The organism is Clostridium ljungdahlii (assembly GCF_001636845.1).
GTDB classification, from domain to species: domain Bacteria; phylum Bacillota; class Clostridia; order Clostridiales; family Clostridiaceae; genus Clostridium_B; species Clostridium_B ljungdahlii_A.
On sequence record NZ_LITT01000064.1, the window covers coordinates 29,192 to 51,697 of the forward strand.

22 protein-coding genes, 1 pseudogene and 2 other annotated features are annotated in these 22,506 nt (G+C 31.2%); of the genes and pseudogenes, 10 read left to right on the forward strand and 13 right to left on the reverse strand.

What is annotated here, in order from left to right:
- Nucleotide 1 precedes the first annotated feature (1 nt).
- Together WY13_RS19055 and WY13_RS19060 are read left to right on the forward strand one after the other, a co-directional pair.
- The gene (locus tag WY13_RS19055; RefSeq protein WP_063557143.1) at nt 2–1,111 is read left to right on the forward strand and encodes a uroporphyrinogen decarboxylase family protein; all 1,110 of its coding nucleotides are present in this window, start codon (nt 2–4) and stop codon (nt 1,109–1,111) included.
- 310 nt (nt 1,112–1,421) lie between these two features.
- On the forward strand, nt 1,422–1,616 hold the full coding sequence (locus WY13_RS19060) for a hypothetical protein (RefSeq protein ID WP_063557144.1): 195 nt from the start codon (nt 1,422–1,424) through the stop codon (nt 1,614–1,616).
- A 181-nt stretch (nt 1,617–1,797) separates the two neighbouring features.
- On the opposite strand, the gene WY13_RS19065 is transcribed toward WY13_RS19060, so the two are convergent.
- Nucleotides 1,798–3,138 carry an MFS transporter gene (locus tag WY13_RS19065; protein ID WP_063557145.1) on the reverse strand — a complete coding sequence of 447 codons (1,341 nt, stop codon included), beginning with the start codon at nt 3,136–3,138 and terminating at the stop codon, nt 1,798–1,800.
- Between the two features lie 389 nt (nt 3,139–3,527).
- Nucleotides 3,528–3,724 (forward strand) — a binding site (T-box leader).
- A 38-nt stretch (nt 3,725–3,762) separates the two neighbouring features.
- Nucleotides 3,763–3,959: a binding site (T-box leader), on the forward strand.
- Between the two features lie 103 nt (nt 3,960–4,062).
- Here WY13_RS19065 and WY13_RS19070 point away from each other — a divergent pair.
- Entirely contained in the window at nt 4,063–5,400 is a 1,338-nt protein-coding gene (locus WY13_RS19070) for an MFS transporter (protein WP_063557146.1), read from the forward strand.
- 109 nt (nt 5,401–5,509) lie between these two features.
- On the opposite strand, the gene WY13_RS19075 is transcribed toward WY13_RS19070, so the two are convergent.
- Both WY13_RS19075 and WY13_RS19080 read right to left on the reverse strand, forming a co-directional pair.
- Entirely contained in the window at nt 5,510–6,577 is a 1,068-nt protein-coding gene (locus tag WY13_RS19075) for a uroporphyrinogen decarboxylase family protein (RefSeq protein ID WP_063557147.1), read from the reverse strand.
- Between the two features lie 63 nt (nt 6,578–6,640).
- Nucleotides 6,641–7,789, reverse strand: a complete 1,149-nt coding sequence (locus WY13_RS19080; protein WP_063557148.1) for a double-cubane-cluster-containing anaerobic reductase — start codon at nt 7,787–7,789, stop codon at nt 6,641–6,643.
- A 441-nt stretch (nt 7,790–8,230) separates the two neighbouring features.
- Here WY13_RS19080 and WY13_RS19085 point away from each other — a divergent pair, with 441 nt between their 5' ends.
- The 3 genes from WY13_RS19085 to WY13_RS19095 all read left to right on the forward strand — a co-directional run bounded on the left by WY13_RS19085 (nt 8,231) and on the right by WY13_RS19095 (nt 10,629).
- On the forward strand, nt 8,231–8,890 hold the full coding sequence (locus WY13_RS19085; RefSeq protein ID WP_063557149.1) for a corrinoid protein: 660 nt from the start codon (nt 8,231–8,233) through the stop codon (nt 8,888–8,890).
- A gap of 15 nt (nt 8,891–8,905) precedes the next feature.
- Entirely contained in the window at nt 8,906–9,982 is a 1,077-nt protein-coding gene (locus WY13_RS19090) for a uroporphyrinogen decarboxylase family protein (protein WP_063557150.1), read from the forward strand.
- 194 nt (nt 9,983–10,176) lie between these two features.
- The gene (locus tag WY13_RS19095) at nt 10,177–10,629 is read left to right on the forward strand and encodes an Lrp/AsnC family transcriptional regulator (RefSeq protein WP_063557151.1); all 453 of its coding nucleotides are present in this window, start codon (nt 10,177–10,179) and stop codon (nt 10,627–10,629) included.
- Nucleotides 10,630–10,926: 297 nt separating this feature from the next.
- On the opposite strand, the gene dinB is transcribed toward WY13_RS19095, so the two are convergent.
- Both dinB and lexA read right to left on the reverse strand, forming a co-directional pair.
- Nucleotides 10,927–12,141, reverse strand: coding sequence for a DNA polymerase IV (gene dinB, locus WY13_RS19100; protein ID WP_063557152.1), 1,215 nt, complete (start codon nt 12,139–12,141; stop codon nt 10,927–10,929).
- A 45-nt stretch (nt 12,142–12,186) separates the two neighbouring features.
- Nucleotides 12,187–12,804, reverse strand: a complete 618-nt coding sequence (gene lexA / locus WY13_RS19105) for a transcriptional repressor LexA (RefSeq protein WP_063557153.1) — start codon at nt 12,802–12,804, stop codon at nt 12,187–12,189.
- 123 nt (nt 12,805–12,927) lie between these two features.
- Between lexA and WY13_RS19110 the strand changes: the two genes are divergently transcribed.
- Nucleotides 12,928–13,344 carry a hypothetical protein gene (locus tag WY13_RS19110; RefSeq protein ID WP_063557154.1) on the forward strand — a complete coding sequence of 139 codons (417 nt, stop codon included), beginning with the start codon at nt 12,928–12,930 and terminating at the stop codon, nt 13,342–13,344.
- A gap of 45 nt (nt 13,345–13,389) precedes the next feature.
- Here WY13_RS19110 and WY13_RS19115 read toward each other — a convergent pair whose 3' ends face one another.
- The gene (locus WY13_RS19115; protein WP_063557155.1) at nt 13,390–14,376 is read right to left on the reverse strand and encodes a tyrosine recombinase XerC; all 987 of its coding nucleotides are present in this window, start codon (nt 14,374–14,376) and stop codon (nt 13,390–13,392) included.
- A gap of 878 nt (nt 14,377–15,254) precedes the next feature.
- Here WY13_RS19115 and WY13_RS19120 point away from each other — a divergent pair.
- The 3 genes from WY13_RS19120 to WY13_RS19130 are packed head-to-tail and all read left to right on the forward strand — an operon-like array spanning nt 15,255 to nt 18,188.
- Nucleotides 15,255–16,154 (forward strand): acyl-CoA dehydratase activase-related protein, encoded by a 900-nt coding sequence (locus WY13_RS19120; RefSeq protein ID WP_063557230.1) that lies wholly within the window; start codon nt 15,255–15,257, stop codon nt 16,152–16,154.
- Complete coding sequence (locus WY13_RS19125; RefSeq protein WP_063557156.1) at nt 16,151–17,248, forward strand: hypothetical protein; 1,098 nt, start codon at nt 16,151–16,153, stop codon at nt 17,246–17,248. Before WY13_RS19120 ends, WY13_RS19125 begins: the two co-directional genes overlap by 4 nt.
- Nucleotides 17,229–18,188, forward strand: a complete 960-nt coding sequence (locus tag WY13_RS19130; protein WP_063557157.1) for an acyl-CoA dehydratase activase — start codon at nt 17,229–17,231, stop codon at nt 18,186–18,188. Before WY13_RS19125 ends, WY13_RS19130 begins: the two co-directional genes overlap by 20 nt.
- Nucleotides 18,189–18,229: 41 nt before the next feature.
- Here WY13_RS19130 and WY13_RS19135 read toward each other — a convergent pair whose 3' ends face one another.
- From WY13_RS19135 to WY13_RS19165, 7 genes and pseudogenes are all read right to left on the reverse strand, one after another.
- Nucleotides 18,230–18,442: a DUF3006 domain-containing protein gene (locus WY13_RS19135; RefSeq protein WP_063557158.1), complete on the reverse strand. Its 213-nt coding sequence runs from the start codon at nt 18,440–18,442 to the stop codon at nt 18,230–18,232.
- 85 nt (nt 18,443–18,527) lie between these two features.
- On the reverse strand, nt 18,528–19,316 hold the full coding sequence (locus WY13_RS19140) for an SDR family NAD(P)-dependent oxidoreductase (RefSeq protein ID WP_063557159.1): 789 nt from the start codon (nt 19,314–19,316) through the stop codon (nt 18,528–18,530).
- 233 nt (nt 19,317–19,549) lie between these two features.
- On the reverse strand, nt 19,550–19,756 hold the full coding sequence (locus WY13_RS19145; RefSeq protein ID WP_063557160.1) for a DUF1657 domain-containing protein: 207 nt from the start codon (nt 19,754–19,756) through the stop codon (nt 19,550–19,552).
- A 20-nt stretch (nt 19,757–19,776) separates the two neighbouring features.
- The gene (spoVAE, locus tag WY13_RS19150) at nt 19,777–20,130 is read right to left on the reverse strand and encodes a stage V sporulation protein AE (RefSeq protein ID WP_063557161.1); all 354 of its coding nucleotides are present in this window, start codon (nt 20,128–20,130) and stop codon (nt 19,777–19,779) included.
- Between the two features lie 17 nt (nt 20,131–20,147).
- A pseudogene (gene spoVAD / locus WY13_RS19155) lies at nt 20,148–21,145 on the reverse strand (stage V sporulation protein AD).
- A complete protein-coding gene (spoVAC, locus tag WY13_RS19160) occupies nt 21,146–21,601 on the reverse strand; it encodes a stage V sporulation protein AC (protein WP_063557162.1) in 456 nt (151 codons plus the stop codon). It abuts the pseudogene before it with no gap.
- A 34-nt stretch (nt 21,602–21,635) separates the two neighbouring features.
- Entirely contained in the window at nt 21,636–22,496 is an 861-nt protein-coding gene (locus tag WY13_RS19165) for a DUF421 domain-containing protein (RefSeq protein ID WP_063557163.1), read from the reverse strand.
- Nucleotides 22,497–22,506: the final 10 nt, after the last annotated feature.

The window sequence follows — 22,506 nt, forward strand, 5'->3', positions numbered from 1 at the left end:
TATGAAAACTGCAGAAGAATTATATAATGAACGTTTAAACAGAGTTAAAAAGGCAATTAAATTGGAGAAGACTGATAGGACACCTGTTGTTCCATTTGGAATTTGTATTTTTCCAAAGTTAACAGATGTGAAAATGTCTGATTTTGTAGCAGATTTAGATTTGTCAAATAGAGTTATATTAAAAGGAATGAAAATGTTTGGAGATGTTGATGCATCACCAGCTTCGTTTTGTTTCGCATCAACTATGGGAACTACATCTTTTTCAAATATGAAGCTTCCTGGACGTGAACTTCCAGATAATATGCTCTGGCAGGTTGATGAACGCCAATTGATGACCACAGATGATTATGATACTATAATAAATAAAGGATTTGAAGCTTTTAGAAATGATTATTTTGCTTCAAAGATAAACTTAGATTTAGATGTATTAAATGAAGTAATAACTAAATGTCCTCAGTATATGAAAAATATAAATGATGAAGGATATCCTCTTTATGGTGCAGTACAAATAGTACATCCTATTGATTACTTGAGTGTAGGCCGTACACTGGCAAAATTTATGATGGATATAAGAAAGATGCCTGAAAAAGTAGAAGAGGTAATGGACATAATTACTGATGCAAACATTAAAACAATGAAACAAGCTGTTAAAAATGCTGTTGATCCTTTAGGCGTATTCATAGCTATGGGGAGAGGATGTCCTGATTTCTATAATCCTAAACTTTGGGAAAGATTTGTATGGAAAAACCTCAAAAAGATAACTGATGCTATAATAGAGACAGGAGCAGCTGCAAGTTTCCATGCTGATTCCAATTGGGAGCGCGGACTTGACTATTTTAAAGAATTTCCAAAAGGTACTTGTGTATTTGAAACAGATGGTACCACAGATATTTACAAAATTAAAGAAAAACTAGGAGATCATATGTGTATTAAAGGAGATGTTCAAGCTTCAAAATTTGTTCTTGGAACTCCTGATGAAGTATATAATTACAGCTCTCGCCTAATAAAAGATATGGGCCCGGGATTTATTCTATCATCTGGCTGTGATATACCTGCAAATGCAAAGATAGAAAATGTGAAGGCAATGATTTCTGCTGCTTCAGGCAAATAAAATATATTAAAATTTAACACTATTGACTGAAGCAAAAAAATTTCACTTTGATAAAGTAAGTTTTTAATCAAAGTGAAGTTTTTATTTTTATCATTTAAATATGAACAGAGTTCTAAGCATCAGGTGGAGTCAAAACGCAACCTGATGCTTAGAACTCGTTATCCTATGACTACCTATTCTAATTGATGAATAAATATAATTTAGATATACTAATCATATAGATGATATAATAGATTCCAGATAATAGTAGAGGAAGTGATATTTTTTATTAAAAAAGCTTTTTCAATATTTAAAGAGGAATAATTGGGAAATGGTCTTTTTCGCTATAACAGTAGAAAAATATTGTATGATAAAATATAAGCTTATTAGCAATGGTATTAAAGTAAAGACTAAAATAATAAGACACAATGGAAGAAAAAGTGGACATGAATACTATGAAATATATATCGAATCCAAAGAAATAGAAAAAGCTAATAAAGTTATTCATAATACAATGTTGATCTAAATCCTAGTGATTCTTAGGTTCAGATGGAGTTTGATTACAATGATGACTTTCTCCAGCTGAGCCTAAGAAGAGAACTTCCATAATAAAAAATAGGGTTAATTACTGGTAGCGATCGGATGAATCAAATAATCATATTTATTTTTAGATAATTAATCAATATACTCTTAAGTACTTAGTGTAGTTAAGATACATTGATTTCATCAAGGGTTCGACCTTTAGTTTCAATACCAACTAGAGCAACTACTACTGCAACTACTGCGAACACTATAGTTAGCATAAGAAAGACATAAGTGAAGCCAGCTTGTTTACCTTTAGTTTCATATACCAATCCAACGATGTAAGGAGCAGCGATGGCACCAATTCGGCCAATTGCAGCTGCCCAACCGGCTCCACTGCCCCTAACACGTGTAGGATAAACTTCCGGTGTATAAGCATACACTGCACCCCAGGCTCCTAGACTGAAAAAGTAAAGTAGGCATCCGAAAACAAGCACAGTAACTGCAGATGTTGCTTGGCCAAATAAATATGCTGATAAGGAGGTACCTATTAAGTAGACCACTAGAACTACTTTACGACCAATCTTTTCTATTAGATAGGCTGCACTGTAATATCCGGGCAGCTGAGCAATACTCATAATTAATGTAAATTGGAATCCCTTTACTAAGCTGAACCCTTTGCCAACAAGCAGAGTCGGAGTCCATAAAACAAACCCGTAATATCCAAAATTAATACCTAACCATAGAACCCACAGCACAATAGTACGCCTAAAATAAGCTTTAGACCATAAATCAGCAAGAGTGATATTACTCATTTTTTCATTTTTGGGCAAATCGGTTACAGCTATTTCATTATTAATTACTCCAGCCTGTTGTTCCATTTTACGTACAATTCCATCTGCTTCTTCCAAACGTCCTTTTTGTTCCAAGTATCGAGGAGATTCTGGAATATTTCTTCTTAGATAGGCTGCATACAATGCTGGCATTCCTCCTAAGAAAAACCCAATACGCCATCCATATATTGGTATCAAAAGGTAAGCAATTAAAGCTGCAGCAATCCATCCCCAAGCCCAGAAACTTTCTAACAAAACAACCATCCGACCGCGGGATTTAGCAGGTGAAAATTCACTAACCAAAGTAGATGCCGCTGGCAGCTCTCCACCCAGTCCTAATCCAGTTAAAAATCGCAGCAACAATAATATATTAAAGTTAGGAGAAATACCGGATACAGCACTGGCTAATCCATATAGAACAAGAGTAAATGTAACGACTGTTCTTCTGCCATATCTGTCAGCGACCATTCCAGCAACAGCGGCACCAATAGCCATTCCCACTGCCGAAGCGCTTCCGAGCAAACCTAAATCGGCAGGAGTAAGTTTCCATGACTTTCCAATTGAAGCCATTACACCAGCCATCATGCCTTGATCCATTGCATCAAACAACCATCCGATACCTGACAAAAACAGCACTGTCCAAAGCATGGGTGTGACCGGCAATTTTTCAATTCTTCGCGAAATACTACTCATTTAATTCACATCACTTTCTTAAATAGCTATTTATTTTTTTAATTCTTTTAAATAACTAACTTCTTATTATTTTTTGTATAATACTATAGAATATTTACGCCAATAACGACTTCTTACATAAATACTCACCTCTAATAATATAAATTTTATAACTTCAACATTTATATTATACTGTATATACACATGTAAATTCAATGTTTTCTCATGTTTTATATGAGCTTTTAAAAATAGGAAACAAAGTATTTAAGATATAGCACGAAAAACGCTGCTAATTTCAAAGAAGTATTTAGAAGATAACATTCCACATATAGATATGTTATATAAAAAATAATATTAAAAAATTTATTTGACAATAGGTTAAATTAGTACTACAATTAAGAAAATCAAATTTAAAAACTATGACAGGAATCAAGTAGGTATATAATATTCAAAGAGAGTGATGTTTGCTGTAAATTCACAATATTTATATATTGAAAACTCATCCTTGAGTTATTAGCTGAAATATCAGTAGGCTGTATCGGTTGAACCCGTTATTTTATAAAGAAAAAATTTGGATGGTACCGCGGTATTGTTTCTCGCTCCAAGAGAAACAATACCGCTTTCTTATTTTAACAACTTAATATTATAAAAATAATGATAGGGACAAGTAGATATAATTATACTTTAAAGAGAGTGCGCATGGTGAGAAAACACATTTATATTATATTGAAACTCACCCTTAAATTGCAATCTGAAATCAGTAGGACTGTGCCGGCATGAAGCCGTTAAACTATTTAAGTAATAAATTTGGGTGGTACCGCGATAGACCTTTCGCCCCATGGGAAGGTCTATTTTTTATACTCAATTTTAGAAAATAATTTTTACTGGCCAGTGAAATTATATATAAAAAAATTAATTTTGCACTTATTGGATGGAGGTATTTTAATGGAATCAGTTAGTTACATTTCTGAAAAGATGGATTATGTTCCAGTATCTAAGTTACATTACAAGATATTATGGCTTATAGGCCTTGGAATATTTTTAGATGGTTTTGATGTATATCTGGCAGGTGGAGTTTTAGGAGTATTATTAAAAAGTGGATGGTCAAATATTGGCTTAAATGCTACTTTTATCTCTGTAACTTTTTTGGGACTTTTAATAGGTTCACTTCTTACTGGATTTTTAGGGGATAGTTTCGGACGTAAATTTTCCTATCAGTTGAATCTTTTAATATTTGGAGGAGCTTCTCTTGTGGCTGCATTTTCTCCTAATATGATTTTTTTAATAGCTTGCAGAGGAATAATGGGGATTGGTCTTGGCGCTGAAATTGTTACAGGATATGCATTACTTGGAGAATTTGTACCATCAAAAACGAGAGGAAGGTGGGTATCCATGCTTTCTCTTATAACAAACTGCTCTACTCCAGCAGCTGCATTTCTAGGATATATCATAATACCTAGATTTGGATGGAGATGGATGTTTGTATTTGTAGGAGTATTTTCCCTAATTGTATGGTATCTTAGAAAAAGTATGCCTGAATCCCCAAGATGGTATGAATCAAAGGGAATGGAAAAAGATGCACAGGATGTAGTAAATATATTTTACAGTGCAGCACAAGAAGAATCAGGAAATCCAATATCCCAACCCAATGTAGCAAAGAAAGTACAGAATAAAAATGAGGGAAAATTTTCTGATTTATTTAGTAAAAATATGATCTCCAGAACTATTGTAGGATGCGTAGTTTTAATTGCAATAAACACTTTGATATACACTTTTGTAAGCTGGGCACCTACGTTTTTCTTGAGAAAGGGCATAAATATTTCTAAATCTCTAGGATATACAACTATAATGATGATAGGTGCACCACTTGGAGCTTTAATTGGCAGTTTTATTGTAGATAAGCTTGGACGTAAATGGTGTCTTACTGTATTTATGCTTGCAGCTGGTGCACTTGGATATGCATATGCTTCGCAAAATGTTATGGGAATAATATTAACAATGGGATTTTTCTTAACTGTAATAATATATATTTTACTTACACTTGGCCTTGCTATCTACGTTCCGGAATTATTTCCTACAAATATAAGAATGAGAGGTTCTGGATTTTGTAATGCTATTGGAAGACTGGCAACTATATTCAGCCCTTATGGAGTAGCATGGATACTTAAAAATTATGATACCAAAGTTGTCTTTATAACACTTGGATTTATACTTATAATAGTAGCATTTGTTATCGCCTCTTTAGGAGTTGAAACAAAACAGAAATCTTTAGACGAAATATAGTATTCCTAATGTAAGTATAAAGTTAAGCTAGTTGTTTCCAATATAAAAACTCCACCGCTGAAACTTTTCATTATTTTAAATGGTGGAGTTTTTATAAACACAAGATAGGCTACAGCAAATCTGGTTTTATAGGATAGGCACCAAAGCTTCTTGCCGTATCCATAAGTGCCTGTATATTTTCAATTGGGGAATTTATAGGAATTTGGCATCCTGTACTAAGTACAAATCCTTTTGGATTGTCATAAGCTTTTTTGATACAAAGCTTGCTTTCACGTACAACATCATCATAAGTCCCATACCTTACAGCATCTACTGGAGATACATTACCAACCAAACAAACCTTGTCTCCAATAGCTTTTTTAGCCTTTTCTAGATCCTCAGTATTATCAATACTCAATGTGGTTATTCCTGTTTGTATTAAACTATCCCATATTTCTTTGCTTTTACCGCACACATGCATGGAGGTTCCCATACCATTTTTTTGTCTCATTCTATCTACACATTTTTTTACATAGGGCATAGAAAACTTATCATATAATTTTTTGCTTATTATACTTGAAGAAGAAACAGGGTCACACATTTCAAAACCAATTCCTATATTTGCTATAATATCTATAATCTTAAAATTAGATTCTGTTACTATCTCTAAAAGCTCATGAACTTTTTCAGGATATTTAATCAGCGCTTTTAAAAAATTTTCAGTTCCTAATAAATCTGACGCTGTTGTAAAAGGAGCTGGAATCGAAAAACTTACATTTACTTCTTTACCTAAAGCATCGTTCACCATTTTTACTGCTTCAAGTCTTATTGGAAGTTTCCCATCTTTATAGGGATCAGCAGGGGAAAGCTTTGCTACATCATTGATATCCTTTATGGCAGGTTTGTCTACGTATGAAATAGCATTTTCAGGATATATAACTTTCGTTCCCATAGCTTCTGCAATTTCTCTAAGAGAAACACCTACCCCAACACTATCATGTCTAAATTTTTTAAAAAGAGCTATTTCAAGTTCAGCAGTTACATCCGCATTATGATAGTATTCATAAGTAGTTTGCCCAATAAAAGGAGCTAAAGTAACGCCCATCATGGGAGTACATGGTATCCTATCAACAGGTTCACCTTTTGATAGGGCTTTCATTCTTTCTTTTGGAGTCATCGAATCCTTTTTAATTTCCATATATAATTAAACACCTTCTTAAATTTATATTAAAATAATCATATGCTTATGGTGATAAATAAATTATAGCATTTCTATAAAAGCAGCAACTCTAGTCTTAATCTGACCTACGTCTGTTTTTGAATAATCTGTTTCGATAGCCATATAAGGCACTTTTTTCTCTTCATTTACAAATTTCTTTATTCCATAAGATTCTACACTGTATGGATGACAAGACTGAAGTATTACATCTACTACTCCATCTATTTTATAGTCATCTATAAGTTCTGAAAGTAAATTTATTCTATTGTTGTTTGGAGTCATACAGGCACAGCCTATTTTTAAATATTTTTCAGTAATTGCATCTATTGGATCTTTAGTTTCATCTACAAGTTTAGAGATTTCCTTAACACCTGTACAATCTTCATAGCATACTACTACTCCACCGTTATCTTCTATAGCATGTACAACTTTTTCTGTAGCTTCACCCATTGGACAGCCTGTAATCAATATTCTCTTTGCATTTTGTGATATTTTTCTTTCTCCCTTATCATAAGCATCTTTAATTTTTGCTGTTGTATTATGTAAGTCATTGATTAAAGCTTCCTTGTCCCATTTAAAAGACGATCCATTTAAAATTTTAAGTAATTCTATGCCTGTTATTGGAGGAGGGCACATTTTCCCTAATTCATAAAATTCCTTTAAGGCTTTTCTTTCTCTATTACGAAGCTTTATAGAATTTTTTAACTTTTCATTAGTTATAGTTATATTGAATTCTTTTTCAAGCTTTTCCTTTAATTTTATCAATTCATCTTTCCATAATTTATAGCTATCAGCATCATCAGGCATCTGCGGCAGGTGCATTACATGTACATTCTTAAATTTACTTAAGTATTCATACATCTTTTTCTTTCCATCACAAGTAGTTTCTCCCACAATTAAATCTGAAAAATAAAAATAAGGGCATTTATCTGTCATAGCAAAGCCGTAACTTGATTTAATAAGCGGGCATAGATTCCTAGGTAAATGCTTTTCTGCATCTTCTATGGTTTCATCACTTTTTGAACACAGTGAAACAGCCAAAGCTCCTGAAGCATTTATAATTTCCCAGGGGGTAAAAGTACAAAAAGTTCCTACAACCTTTTTACCCTCATCCTTTAGATTTTTTATAGTTATAAATCCTTGTTTTCTAGAATCGCTAAAATCATTAAATATTTGGGGTAAATCATTCATTTATCAATACCTTCCTTACTTTTAATTTTTAATGGATTACATATTTTAATATTATCACAGATTATATCGTTAATTTTATCTATAAAGAAATCTTATATTATTTAAGTTGATTATTTGTTTTATGTATAATTATTGTTAAATTTTCACATGCAGGGATATAATTGAATTAGAATTATACTGTTATGTAATATTACATACTGCAATGGTGAGGAAAGATGTTATAAATGTAAGGTGGCAATTTTCGGAAATTTGTCTAAAAAAACAGAAAAAGAAATAAAGCATACTGAAGACTCTTATAAATAAAAATAAACTAAATAAAATAAGTGCTATTAAAAATAGTAAAGTTGTCAACGAGAGACGATTTTCAAGATCATTTTGTAAAAACTTTGAATTTTTAATTGTATATATAAATATAAATTTAAGAAGGGATATGATTTTATTATGAAGGATGATTTATTAAAGGAACTATCTGATTCTGTATTAAATATGCAAGAGGAGGAAACAATAGAGATATCAAAAAAGTGTGTAGAAAATAATATCAATGCTTATGAAGCTATAGATAAAGGATTAGCTGACGGCATGAATAGAGCTGGAAAGCTCTATGAAGAAGAAGAATATTATATACCTGAACTACTTTTGTGCTCTGATGCCATGTATTCTGGTTTAGATATATTAAAGCCACATTTAGAGAGAGAAGAAACTGAAAGCAAAGCTAAAGTAGTAATTGGTGTAGTAGAAGGAGATACTCACGATATAGGTAAAAACTTAGTTAAAATAATGATGGAAACAGAAGGATTTGAAGTTATAGACTTAGGAAGAGATATACCTCCTATAGATTTTGTAAACAAAGCCAAAGAAGTAGGAGCCTCAATTATTGCACTATCAACTCTTATGACTACTACTATGGACGGCATGGCTGAGGTAATAAACCTTTTGAAAAAGGAAGGTTTAAGAGACAAAATATCAGTCATGGTAGGCGGAGGCCCTATATCTCAAAGCTTTGCAGATAAAATAGGAGCAGATGCTTATACCTTAGATGCTTCAAAAGCTGCTAAACGAGCTAAAGCTTTAATTAAAAAACAAACAGCAGAAATTATATAAGGAGAGCTAAAAATTATGGAAGATCAAATGACACCTATAGAAAGATCTATAGCATTAAATAAAAAGCAAGAAGTAGATAGATTACCCTGCAATCCTAATATAGCTAACGGCGTAGCAAGAATTTATGGCTGCAAGATTTCGGATTTTAATACTAGCGGACAAGCTATAGCTGAGGCACAAATAGCAGCGTATAAAAAATTTCATATGGATGGAGTAAGAGTATTCACAGATTTATATGCTTGGGCAGAAGCTATGGGATGTGAGCTTACATTTCCAGAAGATAATACTGCTGATCTTTTAAAACCGGCCATAAAAAATATTGACGATATATGTAAAATAAAGATAGCAAATCCTTATAAAGATGGTAGATTGCCCGTATATATTGAGGCAATGAAATATTTAGTTGATAAAATTGGGAAAGAAGTTGCTTGCTCTGGAGGTATAGTAGGACCATTTTCAAATGCCTTTTTCCTGGTAGGAATAGAAAATATGACAAGACTATTTTTTAAAAATCCAGAGGCCGTACATAAACTTTGTGAGCTTTCCTTACAGACATGTATAGAATACGCAAAAGTTGTAATGAGTTTAGGACTTTCTATTACTATTTCAGAACCTTTATCCTCTTGCACTGTAATTAGTCCAAAGCATTTTGAAAAATTCTGCATTCCTTATTTAGAAAAGCTTGTACGATTCATACAATCTCAGGGAAAAACATGTGTGCTCCATATATGTGGTAAAACTAAAAAAATATGGCCCTACGTTGGAAAACTTTCTGAAATAGGTGTCAGTGGTTTTAGCATGGACAATGTAGAAAGTTTAAAAGAATGTAAAGAAGAACTAGGCGATAAAGTAAAAATAATGGGTAATGTAGATCCTTCAAATATAATGTATGGAGGCACAAAAAAAGAAATTGTAAATACAGTTGCGAAATGTGTATTAGATGGATATGATAGTTTAAAAGGTTATGTGGTAATGTCCGGGTGTAGTTTACCTGTAGAAACCCCTTCAGAAAATATACAATTAATGATGGATACTGTTAGAAAAATTGGATATCCAATAGATGTTGAAAAGGTAAAATCATTTATTGTATAACACAAATAATTAAAAAAGAATAGTACAAATTAAAATGTTTAGTAAATCCAACGAATTTAATACAAAGTTTTTAAAAAAATAAGGTTAAATACTATTTTAGCCTTATTTTTTATTTTATTATCTAAAATATATTTAACAATTTAAAGTATATACTATAATATATTTAATAAACTAAAAAAGAGGTTTTGCTTAATATGGATGCTATAGATGTTAATATATTAAAATTACTAAAGGAAAATTCGAGAATTTCAGCTTCAGAAATAAGCAGTAAAATTAATTTATCAATACCTGCAGTAAGTGATCGGTTGAAAAAACTTGATGCATCAGGAGTAATAGAAAAATACACTGTAATTATTAGTAATAAGGAAATGAATAAAAATATCACAGTAATAATGTTTGTAAGTCTTAAAAATCCAAATTTTACAGACAAATTTGTAGAATTTGTTCAAAATGAAAATGAAATAATTGAATGTCACTACTTAACGGGTGACTTTGATTATGCATTAAAAATTGTTACTGAAGACACAGAAACTCTTGAAAAGATTTTAAATGAAATAAAACTAATTAAGGGAGTCTTACGAACTAAAACTATAGTTACACTTTCTACTATTAAGAATAACTATTCAATACCACCTGATGAAATCTAAAAATAGTTCAATAGATAAATACTGTTAAATCAGGGCAAACGCATGAAAAGTTATAATCTCTTATATCCCAAGAGTAATTCTGGAATAAATTCTATCATTGCTAAATTTTCACACATATTAGTATGATTTAATAACTCCTTTTAAAGCTATAACAGATCTCCTAATTAAAAACATTTCAGATGCAATTACACCACCAGGTAAAAACATAACTTTACAGTAAAAAATATATTTAAATTTAAGCAAAAATAGGGGATACAGGTATATTTTAAAAACCTCACTTGTATTCCCTAAAAAAAATTAATCTTTACTATTTTTCTTCATTAATATTGCACGATTAATTATTGAATAGCCGTACTTTTTTCGTATACTATCAATGGCATTTTCTATTTTGTCGACTTTATCCGCATCTCTCATACAGATTTCTTCACGCTTAATTTCTTTCATATTAAAAAATGATATCTGCTGTATACTAGTATCTCCACTAAATCCACTAAGACTTATCCCTAATAACCGTATTGGCAATCGTAGGTTCCAATTTTTCTCAAGAAGTTTAATTCCTGTAGAATAAATTTCCTTAACTAAATAAGTTGCAGGTACCGTTGTTTGCCGAGTAATAGTTTGAAAATTAGAATATTTGATACTAATTTGTATTGTATGGCCCTTTTTCCCGTATTTACGTGCAGTCATTCCAACTTCATCGGAAAGCTTCATCAAAATAATTTTAGCACGTTCCATATCTGAAATATCTTCACCTAGAGTGGTGGATTTGCTAATTGATTTTATATCTTTTTTTAAATGTGGCTTTACGGAAGAGGTGTCTATACCATTTGCAAGTTGATGAATCTCAGCACCTATTTTGCCAAGTTTTTTTATAAGATGTCGTCTATTAAAAAGTGCAAGATCACCAATAGTCTTAATTCCCATTCTTTGAAGCTTTTGTGCAGTTTGCTTGCCAACTCCATACATAGACTCAATAGGGAGTGGCCATAGCTTTACTTTAATATCCTGTCTCCAAAGCTCTGTAACACCTGAAGGCTTTTTCATATCAGAAGCCATTTTTGATAAGAACTTATTTTGAGATATACCTATAGAACATTTTAAATCTAACTGGCTGTTAATGTGATTCATAATTCTTTTAGCTGACTCAAACGGCTTCCCAAAGATTCCTTCACAGCCTGTCATATCAAGCCAGGCTTCATCAATACTATTTTGTTCAATAGAAGGAGTATACTGCGAAAGTATACTCATGACTTCTCTGGATTTTTGCTTATAAAATTGATGATCTGGAGGAATAACGACCATATTTGGGCAGAGCTTTAAAGCTTGATGTAGAAGCATAGTTGTTTTAACTCCAAATCTTCGTGCTTCATAATTTGCAGTTAAAATAATACCTGCTCGATTTTTAGGATCCCCAGCTACTGCAGCAGGCTTATTTATGATTTCAGGATGGCGTGTTGCCTCACAACTTATGAAAAAAGCATTCATATCTACAAGAAAAATAACTTTCTGCATATTTACACCTGTACTTTACCTCTTTATATATTTACACAAAAATATCTAGTACCTTCTATATATTCCTACTAGCCTACCAATTATTTTACAATCATCCACTATAATAGGAGACATACTTTTGTTTTCAGGCTGTAACCTTATATGGTCTTTCTCTTTAAAAAACCTCTTTAGAGTAGCTTCATTGTCAATTAAAGCTGCTACTATATCTCCATTTTCTGCAAAATTAGTCTGTTCTATTATAGACATATCTCCATCCAATATACCTGCATCTATCATACTTTCTCCTTGTACTTTGAGTATAAATAACTGATTTTTATTTTTTACATATTCTATTGGAAGGGGGAATACATCTTCTATATTTTCTACTGCTAAAATAGGAATTCCTGCCGTTATAGTTCCTACAATAGGTATATCTATTAGTTCTTTTTTAGTAGTTTTAGGAACGGATCTCTTAATAATCTCTATGGTTCTAGATTTTGAGGAATCTCTTTTTATAAAACCCTTTTTTTCTAATTTTTCTAGATGACTGTGAACAGTAGAAGTAGATTTTAAACCTACGCCCGCACATATCTCTCTAACAGAAGGGGGATATCCTTTCTCCCTAATTTGAGTCTTGATAAATTCATATATTTGAAACTGTCTATCTCGATTGTGTTCTGTCATTGAAAACACCCCTCTAATTTACTTATGTGAATTATATCATATAAGTTGACAAATATCAAACTTATGTTCTATACTAACTTTATTAATACACATATTAATATAAAATTTAAAGGAGTACTATGTATGAATAGAGAATATTGCATATTTGATGAAAAAAAGCCCTGCAATAATTGCGGCGAATGTGAAATCTGCGATTTAGATTCAAACAAGAAGTGTGACAACTGCGGCAAATGCCTTGAAATGGAAGGGTATGATATGAAGGCCATAAAAATTGACCAAATTATAGATGATAAAGATGAAATAAGAGAATATGAGGAAGAGACTTCAGAGAGTACAGATAATACTAATGACTCTCATTATCAATTAGATGATGAAGAAAATTCACAAGCAGATCTAAAAGACGACGAAATCAATGTCCAATTCATTGATGACATAGATGGATTAAAGGAAATTCTAGAAGACAGAGAAAAATATCAAGATATAACTTATGAAGATTATCCTGGACTTATAAAAATTAAAAAGAAAAAAGAAGCTAAGTAAGAAGTACGTCTGTTCTTTGAAAGAGTAGGGAACAGACGTACTTCTTTATTCTTCTTCATTGCTTAAAGGATTTGAATTCACTGCTTCTCTCAATTGTTCATCATCTACATGAGTATAAATTTGAGTAGTAGATACATTTTCGTGGCCCAATATTTTTTGAAGGCTTCTAATATCTACATTTCCATATTTATACATAAGAGTTGCAGCCGTGTGTCTTAATTTATGTGGAGTATATTTATTGCTGTCAAGTCCTGCATTTTTTAAATATTTCTTGAGCATCATTTCCACAGATCTTTTATTTATCCTGGTGTGATTTTTACTTAGAAAAAGGGCATCCTTATCTTTTATTTTATCATAATCCTTATTTCTAATTTCAAGATAATTATTTAAAGCCATCAAGCAGGCTTTGTTTAAATATATGGTTCTTTCCTTATTTCCTTTTCCAACTACAGTTAATGTATCTTCCTTAATCTTTGATACATTTATGCTGCAAAGTTCTGAAAGCCTCATTCCACAGTTTAAGAAAAAGGTTATGATGCAATAATCTCTTTCTTTAAATTTGCCATCTATAGAATTTAAAAGGATTTTGCTTTCCTTCAAACTTAAATAAATAGGATTCCTCTTATCTATTTTAGGAGACTCTAGCTCTAAAGCTGGATTTGTATCTATTAATTTAGCTTTACTAAAAAGATACTTAAAAAACGATTTTAAGCAAGCTACTTTTCTAGCTCTAGCATAATTGCCATTATTTCTATAATTTTCGGCAAAGGATATAAATGCATATAAATCACTTAAAGTTATTTTACATATAAAATCCGTATTTATATCACTTATATCTATATTTTCAAATTCATAATTTTCCTTAACAATTCCTCTATATATTTTTAAAAATCTAAAAAACATGGTCAGATCAACTTGATATCCATCTTGTGTATTTTTTGACTTACCTCGAATAGTTCCAAGGTAATTTAAAAAGCCATTCAGGCATTGTGGAAGTTCAGGATTATAAATATTACTTAAATTATACTGCATACAGCCATTCCCCTTTCTAAAATTAGGTATAACTTCGCTAAATGGTTATTTAGCGAAGTTAATATTCTATAAAACTAAGTCAAAATCCTCCTTATATGCCCTTATATTGTATGAATAATTTGTTAATTATATTTTATTCTCATATTTTATGATGATAAATGTCATAGATTTTCTCTCAAATTATGAGCTATTTCATGCTGCATGCTTTCCATGTATTAATTTGTAAAAACATCTCTTACGCATTAAATTTTTATTTCAATTGATAATATTCTCAATTCATATTTTTAACTTTGAAAAAGAATATTTTAAATTGGAATATTTCATTTTTAATTTAGAGTTGTATATATTTTATTGTATGAAAAAGTAATTTTTATCAAATTGAAATATTTCCACAATATGGGCATAACTTTGTGGATTCATTTTTCTACTTTATTCTTTCTTATCTATTGTTGTAAACCTTTCTGCATAATATTTGCAGAATTATGATTTATTTTCAGATATTATATACCCTCTTATTTATAAAATCAGAAAATAGAAATACTCCTAACTTGTATTTTATAGTCGAAAGCTTTTTTAAAAATATTTTTTTCAACACAATTCATATGTTAATCAAGCGATTCTTAAACTCAGGTGGAAGATAAGAGTGTTGCGTATGGTAGGCATCAGATAAACTCTAGCACAGCCTTTTTATAAGTTCATCTTATACTTTACATAATATTTATTCTGAAAAGTAAAAAATAATATTTTATAAAGATTGAATAAATCCAAGAAATTATGGCAAAATATACAAATGTAAATATTTAATCATAAAAGATTGGAGGAATCGCTGCTTAGAAATTTCTATGTTCTTCTCTCCTATTGAAAGCAGCAACTTATATATGAAACTAGGTATTCCTAAAGGATTATTGTATTGTAAATATCACACTTTTATAGAAACGTTCTTTAAAGAACTTGGAGCTGAAATAATAACATCCCAAGATACAGATAAATATATACTTAATCTTGGAACAAAGTATTGTGTAGATGAAGCATGTCTTCCAATAAAGGTATTTCATGGTCATGCAGCTTCAATAAAGGATAAATGTGACATCATGCTTATTCCTAGAATAATGCAACTACAAAAAAGAGAATTTATATGTCCTAAATTTTGCGGCCTTCCAGAAATGATAACAAATGACATTCCCAATATGCCTCCATTGTTAAACTACCCTATATATGCTTTTTCTAAAACAAAGCGTAGAAACTGGTTATTAAAAGCTGGTTTGATATTTACTAAAAATATTTTTAAAATAAGTGCTGCCTATAAAAAAGCATTAAGTACCCAAGAAAATTATAAGTTATCAATAGATACCAGTGATTTTCCTATAAAAACTGCATTAGTAAGTCATCCTTACAACTTATATGACACCTTTACCAATATGAATATAGCAAAAAAATTAAACAAACTTGGTATCGGCATAGTTACAGAGGAAAGTATAAATGAAAGCATAATAAACAGTGAGGTAAACCATCTATTTAAAAAGCCATTTTGGCATTTTGCTAGAAATTCTTATGGTTTTTCCACTTATGCAGCAGAAAATAAAAAAGTAGATGGTATAATATACATCTCTTCTTTTGCCTGTGGAATAGATTCTGTAGTAATTGAACTTATTAAAAATAGGTTAAAAGATTTTCCTATGCTCATATTAAAAATAGATGAACAAACTGGAGAAGCAGGTTTTAATACTAGATTAGAAGCCTTTTCAGATATGCTTAAAAGGAGGTGTACAAATTTATGAAAGTAACCTTTCCCCATCTTGGAAATACATGTTTTGCAGCAAAAGCTGTATTTGATGGACTTGGTGTTGATTATATAATTCCGCCATTGAGCAACAGAGAAGCTTTAGAAATTGGATCATTTTATTCTCCAGAGGAAATGTGTCTTCCTTTTAAAATAATGATAGGAAATTATATACAAAGTATAAAACAAGGTGCAGATACAATATTAATAGTTGGAAGCTGCGGCCCATGCAGATTTGGAGAATATTGTGAACTCCAAATGAATCTATTGAAAAAATTAGGCTATAACTTAAATTTTGTAGTTCTAGATTATCCAAAAGATATAGGATTGAAAGAACTTATGAGAAGATTGCTTTCTATTGGATCAGTTAGCACGAAAAATACAGTAGAAAAGTTAAAAGTAGTATATCAAGGACTTAAGATAATAAATCTAATGGACAATATAGATAAAAAGGCAAAATTATTATCAGGCTATGAAATAGAAAAAGGACAGTGCAAAGATATATTAAAAAGTTGCAAATTAAACTCTTTTAAAACTACTTCACCAGAAGAAATGATATTTACTATAAAAAGCCATATGAAGCAGTTAAACAAAGTACCAATCTCTAAAAATGAAAAGCCTTTAAAAATTGCTATAATCGGTGAAATATATACTATAATAGAACCTTTTTCAAATCTTTTTATAGAAGAAAAACTTATGAATTATGGAGTATCTACAGCTAGATATCTTTCTCCAAGTTGGTGGATTAAAGATATGGCTTTATCTCCATTAAAGTTGAATTCACTCAATTTAAGAAAAAATTCTAAAAAATATTTACCTTATTATATAGGCGGTCATGCAAGGGAATGTATAGGAGAAGCTGTTTTAGCAGATAAAAGCGGGTTTGATGGTGCTATACAGATTTTTCCTATGGGATGTATGCCTGAAATTGTATCAAAATCCATACTTCCAACTATATCAAAGGATAGAAATTTTCCTATACTTACATTAATAGTAGATGAAATGACCGGTGAAGCTGGATATATAACAAGAATAGAAGCATTTTTAGATTTACTTGAAAGGAGAAAAAAGAATGTATTATATGGGAGTTGACGTAGGCTCAGTTAGCACAGATATTGTAATAGTTGATGAAAATATGAACTTACTTGAATCACTTTACTTAAGGACAAAAGGAAGGCCTATAAGTGCAATTCAAGAAGGATTTAAATTATTGAAAAATAAATATAGAGATACGGACATAAGTGCAGTTGGAACCACTGGAAGCGGAAGACAAATTGCTGCTTCTATTATAGGTGCTGATATAATTAAAAACGAAATAACTTCTCATGCCATTGCTGCCTTAAACCTAGATAAAGATGTTAAAACCATAATAGAAATAGGTGGTCAGGATTCTAAAATAATACTTTTGCAAAATGGCATTGTGCTAGATTTTGCAATGAATACAGTATGTGCAGCAGGAACAGGTTCCTTTCTAGACCGTCAAGCTGAAAGATTAGATATCCCTATTGAACAATTTGGAGAATATGCTTTAAAGTCTACTTCTCCTGTAAGAATAGCAGGGAGATGTGCCGTATTTGCTGAATCAGATATGATACACAAGCAGCAATTAGGTTATAGTAACTCTGATATAATAAAAGGTCTTTGCAATGCTCTTGTCAGAAATTATTTAACCAACGTGGCCAAAGGCAAAGATATAAAATCCAAAATATTTTTTCAAGGAGGAGTTGCTGCAAATATAGGAATGAAGACTGCTTTTGAAGAAATACTAAATAAAGAAGTAGTAATCCCCCAAAATTTCAAAGTAATGGGTGCCATTGGTGCATCCATTTTAGCAAAGGAAGCTTTGGAGAAAAGTAATAAGATCACTAACTTTAATGGATTTAATTTAGCAAATGCTAGTTTTACATCTAAAAGCTTTGAATGCAAAGGATGTCCTAATAGATGTGAAGTTGTAAAAATATCAGGCACTAAAAAAACTATGGGCTTTTTTGGTGGAAGATGTGAAAAGTGGAATAAAACTATTTCTGCATAAATGCAGAAATAGTTTTATTCCCTAAAATAAGTATAGGTAAATTAATTCCACATATCTTTAGTTATATATTCCATATGTTTTTTCCTATTTTGAGTTTCTTCTAGATCTATAGTTATTTCATCTCCATTTACATCAAGTACATATCCCTCTTTTGCCTCAATGGGTAAATTTATTCGTTTTATATCCATCATAGTTTTATCTTCCTTTTCACAAACGGCATAAGGTCCCTCAAACCTATCTATTATAACTTTCATAAAAATAATCCCCCATTTCATAGTATTATGTATTCCCATTATATTACTATTATACTACCTATTTTTTAACTTTAAAGTATTTATTTTAAAAATTTTTAGTTACATTTTCCTGTATTTTTCTAACAACAACCGCAGAAATCTTGCCTGGCAGTAGCTTAGAAAATAAAACAGCTATTTTATTAAAAGATCCTGGTATTATAACAGATTTATTTTTCATAAATCCTCTATAAGCTATCTCAGCAGTTTTTTCAGCACTCATAGCAGTTTTTATATCTTTTTTACCTGCATTTTTAGAAAATCCCGTTTTAGTAGCTCCTGGGCACAGAGTACATACTTTTATGCCATATGGTTTTAGCTCATTTTCAAGGGCTTGAGAAAAGGATAGCACATATGCTTTAGATGCATAATATACTGCAATATAAGGTCCTGGCTCATAAGAACCTGTAGATGCCACATTTAATATACTCCCCTTCTTTAATTTTATCATCTCTTTTGAAAATAACTTCGTTAAATAGGTAATAGCTTCAATGTTTAAACCTATAATTTTTTCATCTTTGTCTATATCAATTTCATGAAAAAGGCCGCAGTAACCTGCACCTGCATTATTAACAAGAGTAGTTACTCTTATTCCTAGTTGCTGTACTTTCAGAAATAGATCTTTTACAGATTCTCTTTTTGAAAGATCTTCTTTTATTATATGTACATTAATATTATATTTTTTTATTAAATTTTCTGCTATTTCTGCTAATTTGCTTTCACTTCTAGCTACAAGTACTAAATTATACCCATCCTTAGAAAATAGTTTTGCAAGTTCAAGTCCTATTCCACTTGAAGCTCCTGTAATTAGAGCAGTCTTTTCATTATTTAAAGTCATAATAAATCTCCATTTTATTTATTGCTAGTTTATACTTTTTATTTTAAGTAGTTTTGTTTTTATTTACAACTGTTGTTTATCATTATTTTTGGTTTACTTTATTTTTAATTTACATAATATTTATTATTTTAACATAACATATTTCATTACATTCTTGTTTAAATAAAGGTCATAATTATCATATTAATTGATAATTATGACCTTTAAGTCTTTTCTTAATTATATTTTTATTATTAACATTGTTTATATTGTGGTTCCTCTTGCTGTATGAACTTTTGTCTTCCTTGAAGTATTTGAAGAGCGTCATCCAGATTTGTTGCTATTTGGTGAAAATCTTTTTTAGCACTTTTGTCCTCTGTCTCCAGTTCAAATGTCTTCATAGTTGCAGCTGCACTTTGAATTCCTGCTATTGCTTGCTGCATTTGAGTTCCAACTGTCATTTATTATCACCTCCTTTAAATTACCCTTTAGGTTTAAATATTAAAGCCCCTATAAATCCAAAAATAACAGCAGCAGAAATACCAGCACTGGTAATCTCAAAAATTCCTGTTAGCACACCTATTATTCCATATTCATCTGCTTCCATCATAGCTCCTTTAACTAATGAATTTCCAAAACTACTTATTGGTATAGAAGCACCAGCACCAGCAAATTTTACTAAAGGATCATATAATCCAAATCCTCCAAGAACAGCTCCAACTACTACAAGAGTAGTTGTTGTATGTGCCGGTGTGAGTTTAAATACGTCCATCATTATCTGACCTATTACACATATTCCTCCACCTACTAAAAATGCCCAAAGAAACTTTTCCATATGAATGCACCTCTCTTCTATGCTTCTATAGATACTGCATGAGCTACAGATGGTATACTCTCTTTTTGCTGATATGACATAGGTGACATAAGTGCTCCTGTTGCCACTATCAATATTTTATTTAACTTTTTTTCTTCATTTCTTTAAAAAAATGTCCATAAGTTACTGTAGCAGAACATGCACATCCGCTGCCACCTGAAAATACAGGTTGATCTTTGTTATATATTAGCTTTCCGCAGTCTTTAAATACTCCTTCTTGAAACTTAAATCCATCCTTTTTTAAAATTTCTTCTGCTATATCATGACCTATTTTCCCCAAATCTCCTGTAGCTATTATGTCATAATAAGAAGGATCTCTGTTTAGATCTCTAAAATGAGCTTCTATTGTATCTACTGCCGCTGGTGCCATAGCAGCACCCATATTAAATGGATCAGAAATTCCCATGTCTACTACTTTACCTATAGTAGCTGATGTAACTTTAGGTCCAGTACCTTTCCCAACTACTGCAGCTCCTGCTCCTGTTACCGTCCATTGAGCTGTAGGCGGCTTCTGCCCGCCATACTCTGTAGGATATCTAAACTGTTTTTCTGCAGCAGCATTATGACTGGATGTTCCACAAAGAACGTATTCTGCTGCACCATTATCTACAAGCAAAGACGATATAGCTAACCCTTCCATAGAGGTTGAGCAAGCTCCAAATATACCTAAATACGGTATGTTTAAAGTTCTAGCAGCAAAACTACTGATAACTATCTGATTTATAAGATCTCCGCTTATGAAAAAATTTATACTTTCCTTTTTCACTTTTGCATTTTTTATAGCAATCTGACAAGCTTCCTCCAATAATTTTTTTTCAGATTTTTCGAAACTATCCTGTCCAACCCATATATCTTCATGAAGCAGATCAAAATCTTTAGCTAAAGCACCTTTTGCTTCAAACGGTCCTCCTACTGCACCACATCCAAGTATAGTCGGTTTAGATTCAAATACCCATGATTGATGACCTTGAATCATTTACATCCCACCTAACCATTTAATAATTACTTTTATAGTAGCAACTACAAAAGCAGAAAAAACTCCAAAAGTTATTACAGGACCTGCAATTTTAAACATATTTCCTCCTACACCAAGAACGAATCCTTCGCTTCTATGTTCTATGGCAGCAGATGCAATAGAATTTGCAAAACCAGTAACAGGAATAGATGTTCCTGCACCAGCCCATTGTGCAATGTGATCAAACACTCCAAACCCTGTAAGTAATACAGCAATTATTATTAAAACTGCAGATGTCGGATTACCAGCATTGTCCTCTGTAAATTTAAAATACTTTATAAATATAATTTGAAGTAACTGACCAAAAGCACAAATACTCCCGCCAACCAAAAAAGCTTTCAAACTATTTTTAAGAACATTTCTTTTTATCTCTTTTGTTTTAGCTAAATTTTGATACTCCTGTTGTACGGGAGTCAACTTTTTATTTTTTTATTAGACATTATATCACCTTCTATTTCAATAAATAGGGTTTTAACTTTACTAATACATTCTTTAAAATATCAGAATCCTTTTTATACATATCTTTTATCTTTTTATCCTCAGTTTCAAGTGCAAATGCCATCAGATCTGCCTGAGCCTTTTCCAGATTGGCATAGAGAATTTTTCTAACATTTGATTGGGGAGTTTGAATTAAATCATCAAATAAATCTATGTAGAGCTCGCCTTTTGAATTAACCTGACCTATAAATACATTATCCAAAGATACACCTTTAGATTCTAACTGTACATCAAGCCATCCTTGATTTAGTCCTAAATTGCTCAAGGATTCATTTATTATATTTCCGTCCAATATTACAGTCTGCGGTGCTCCTTCTTGACATACTTCTATCTGAAGATCATTTGGAGTAAGTGGCCTTTTATCTGATTTCATGAGTATATTTATATCTCCTGTAGACTCCATCATGGCAAATTCCACATCTGCTAAATTAAATACATTTTTTGAGCGAAGTTCCCTTAATAAGTCTTCGCCGCTGCATCCAATTTTACTTAAATTTTCTTCCATTACTTTTCCTTCTTTTACAACTACGACTCCTTTACCCTTTAGTAAATTGCTTATAAACTTACTTTTCATAGAAGCATATTCTAAAATTAATGGAAGTAACATCCATACAGCTATGGCCAGAATACCAATTACCCAGTTATATATAACATTTATACACGTTAGTGCTATTAAAACCGCTATTACACTATAGTTTATAAAATTAAAGGGGGTTATCCTTCTGGGATACTTTTTTCCCATTATTGTTATAAAAAACAAGGTAACAAAAAATAGTACCGTAGATTTTAACAAAATTGTAATCCAAATTTTCATATATTATTCC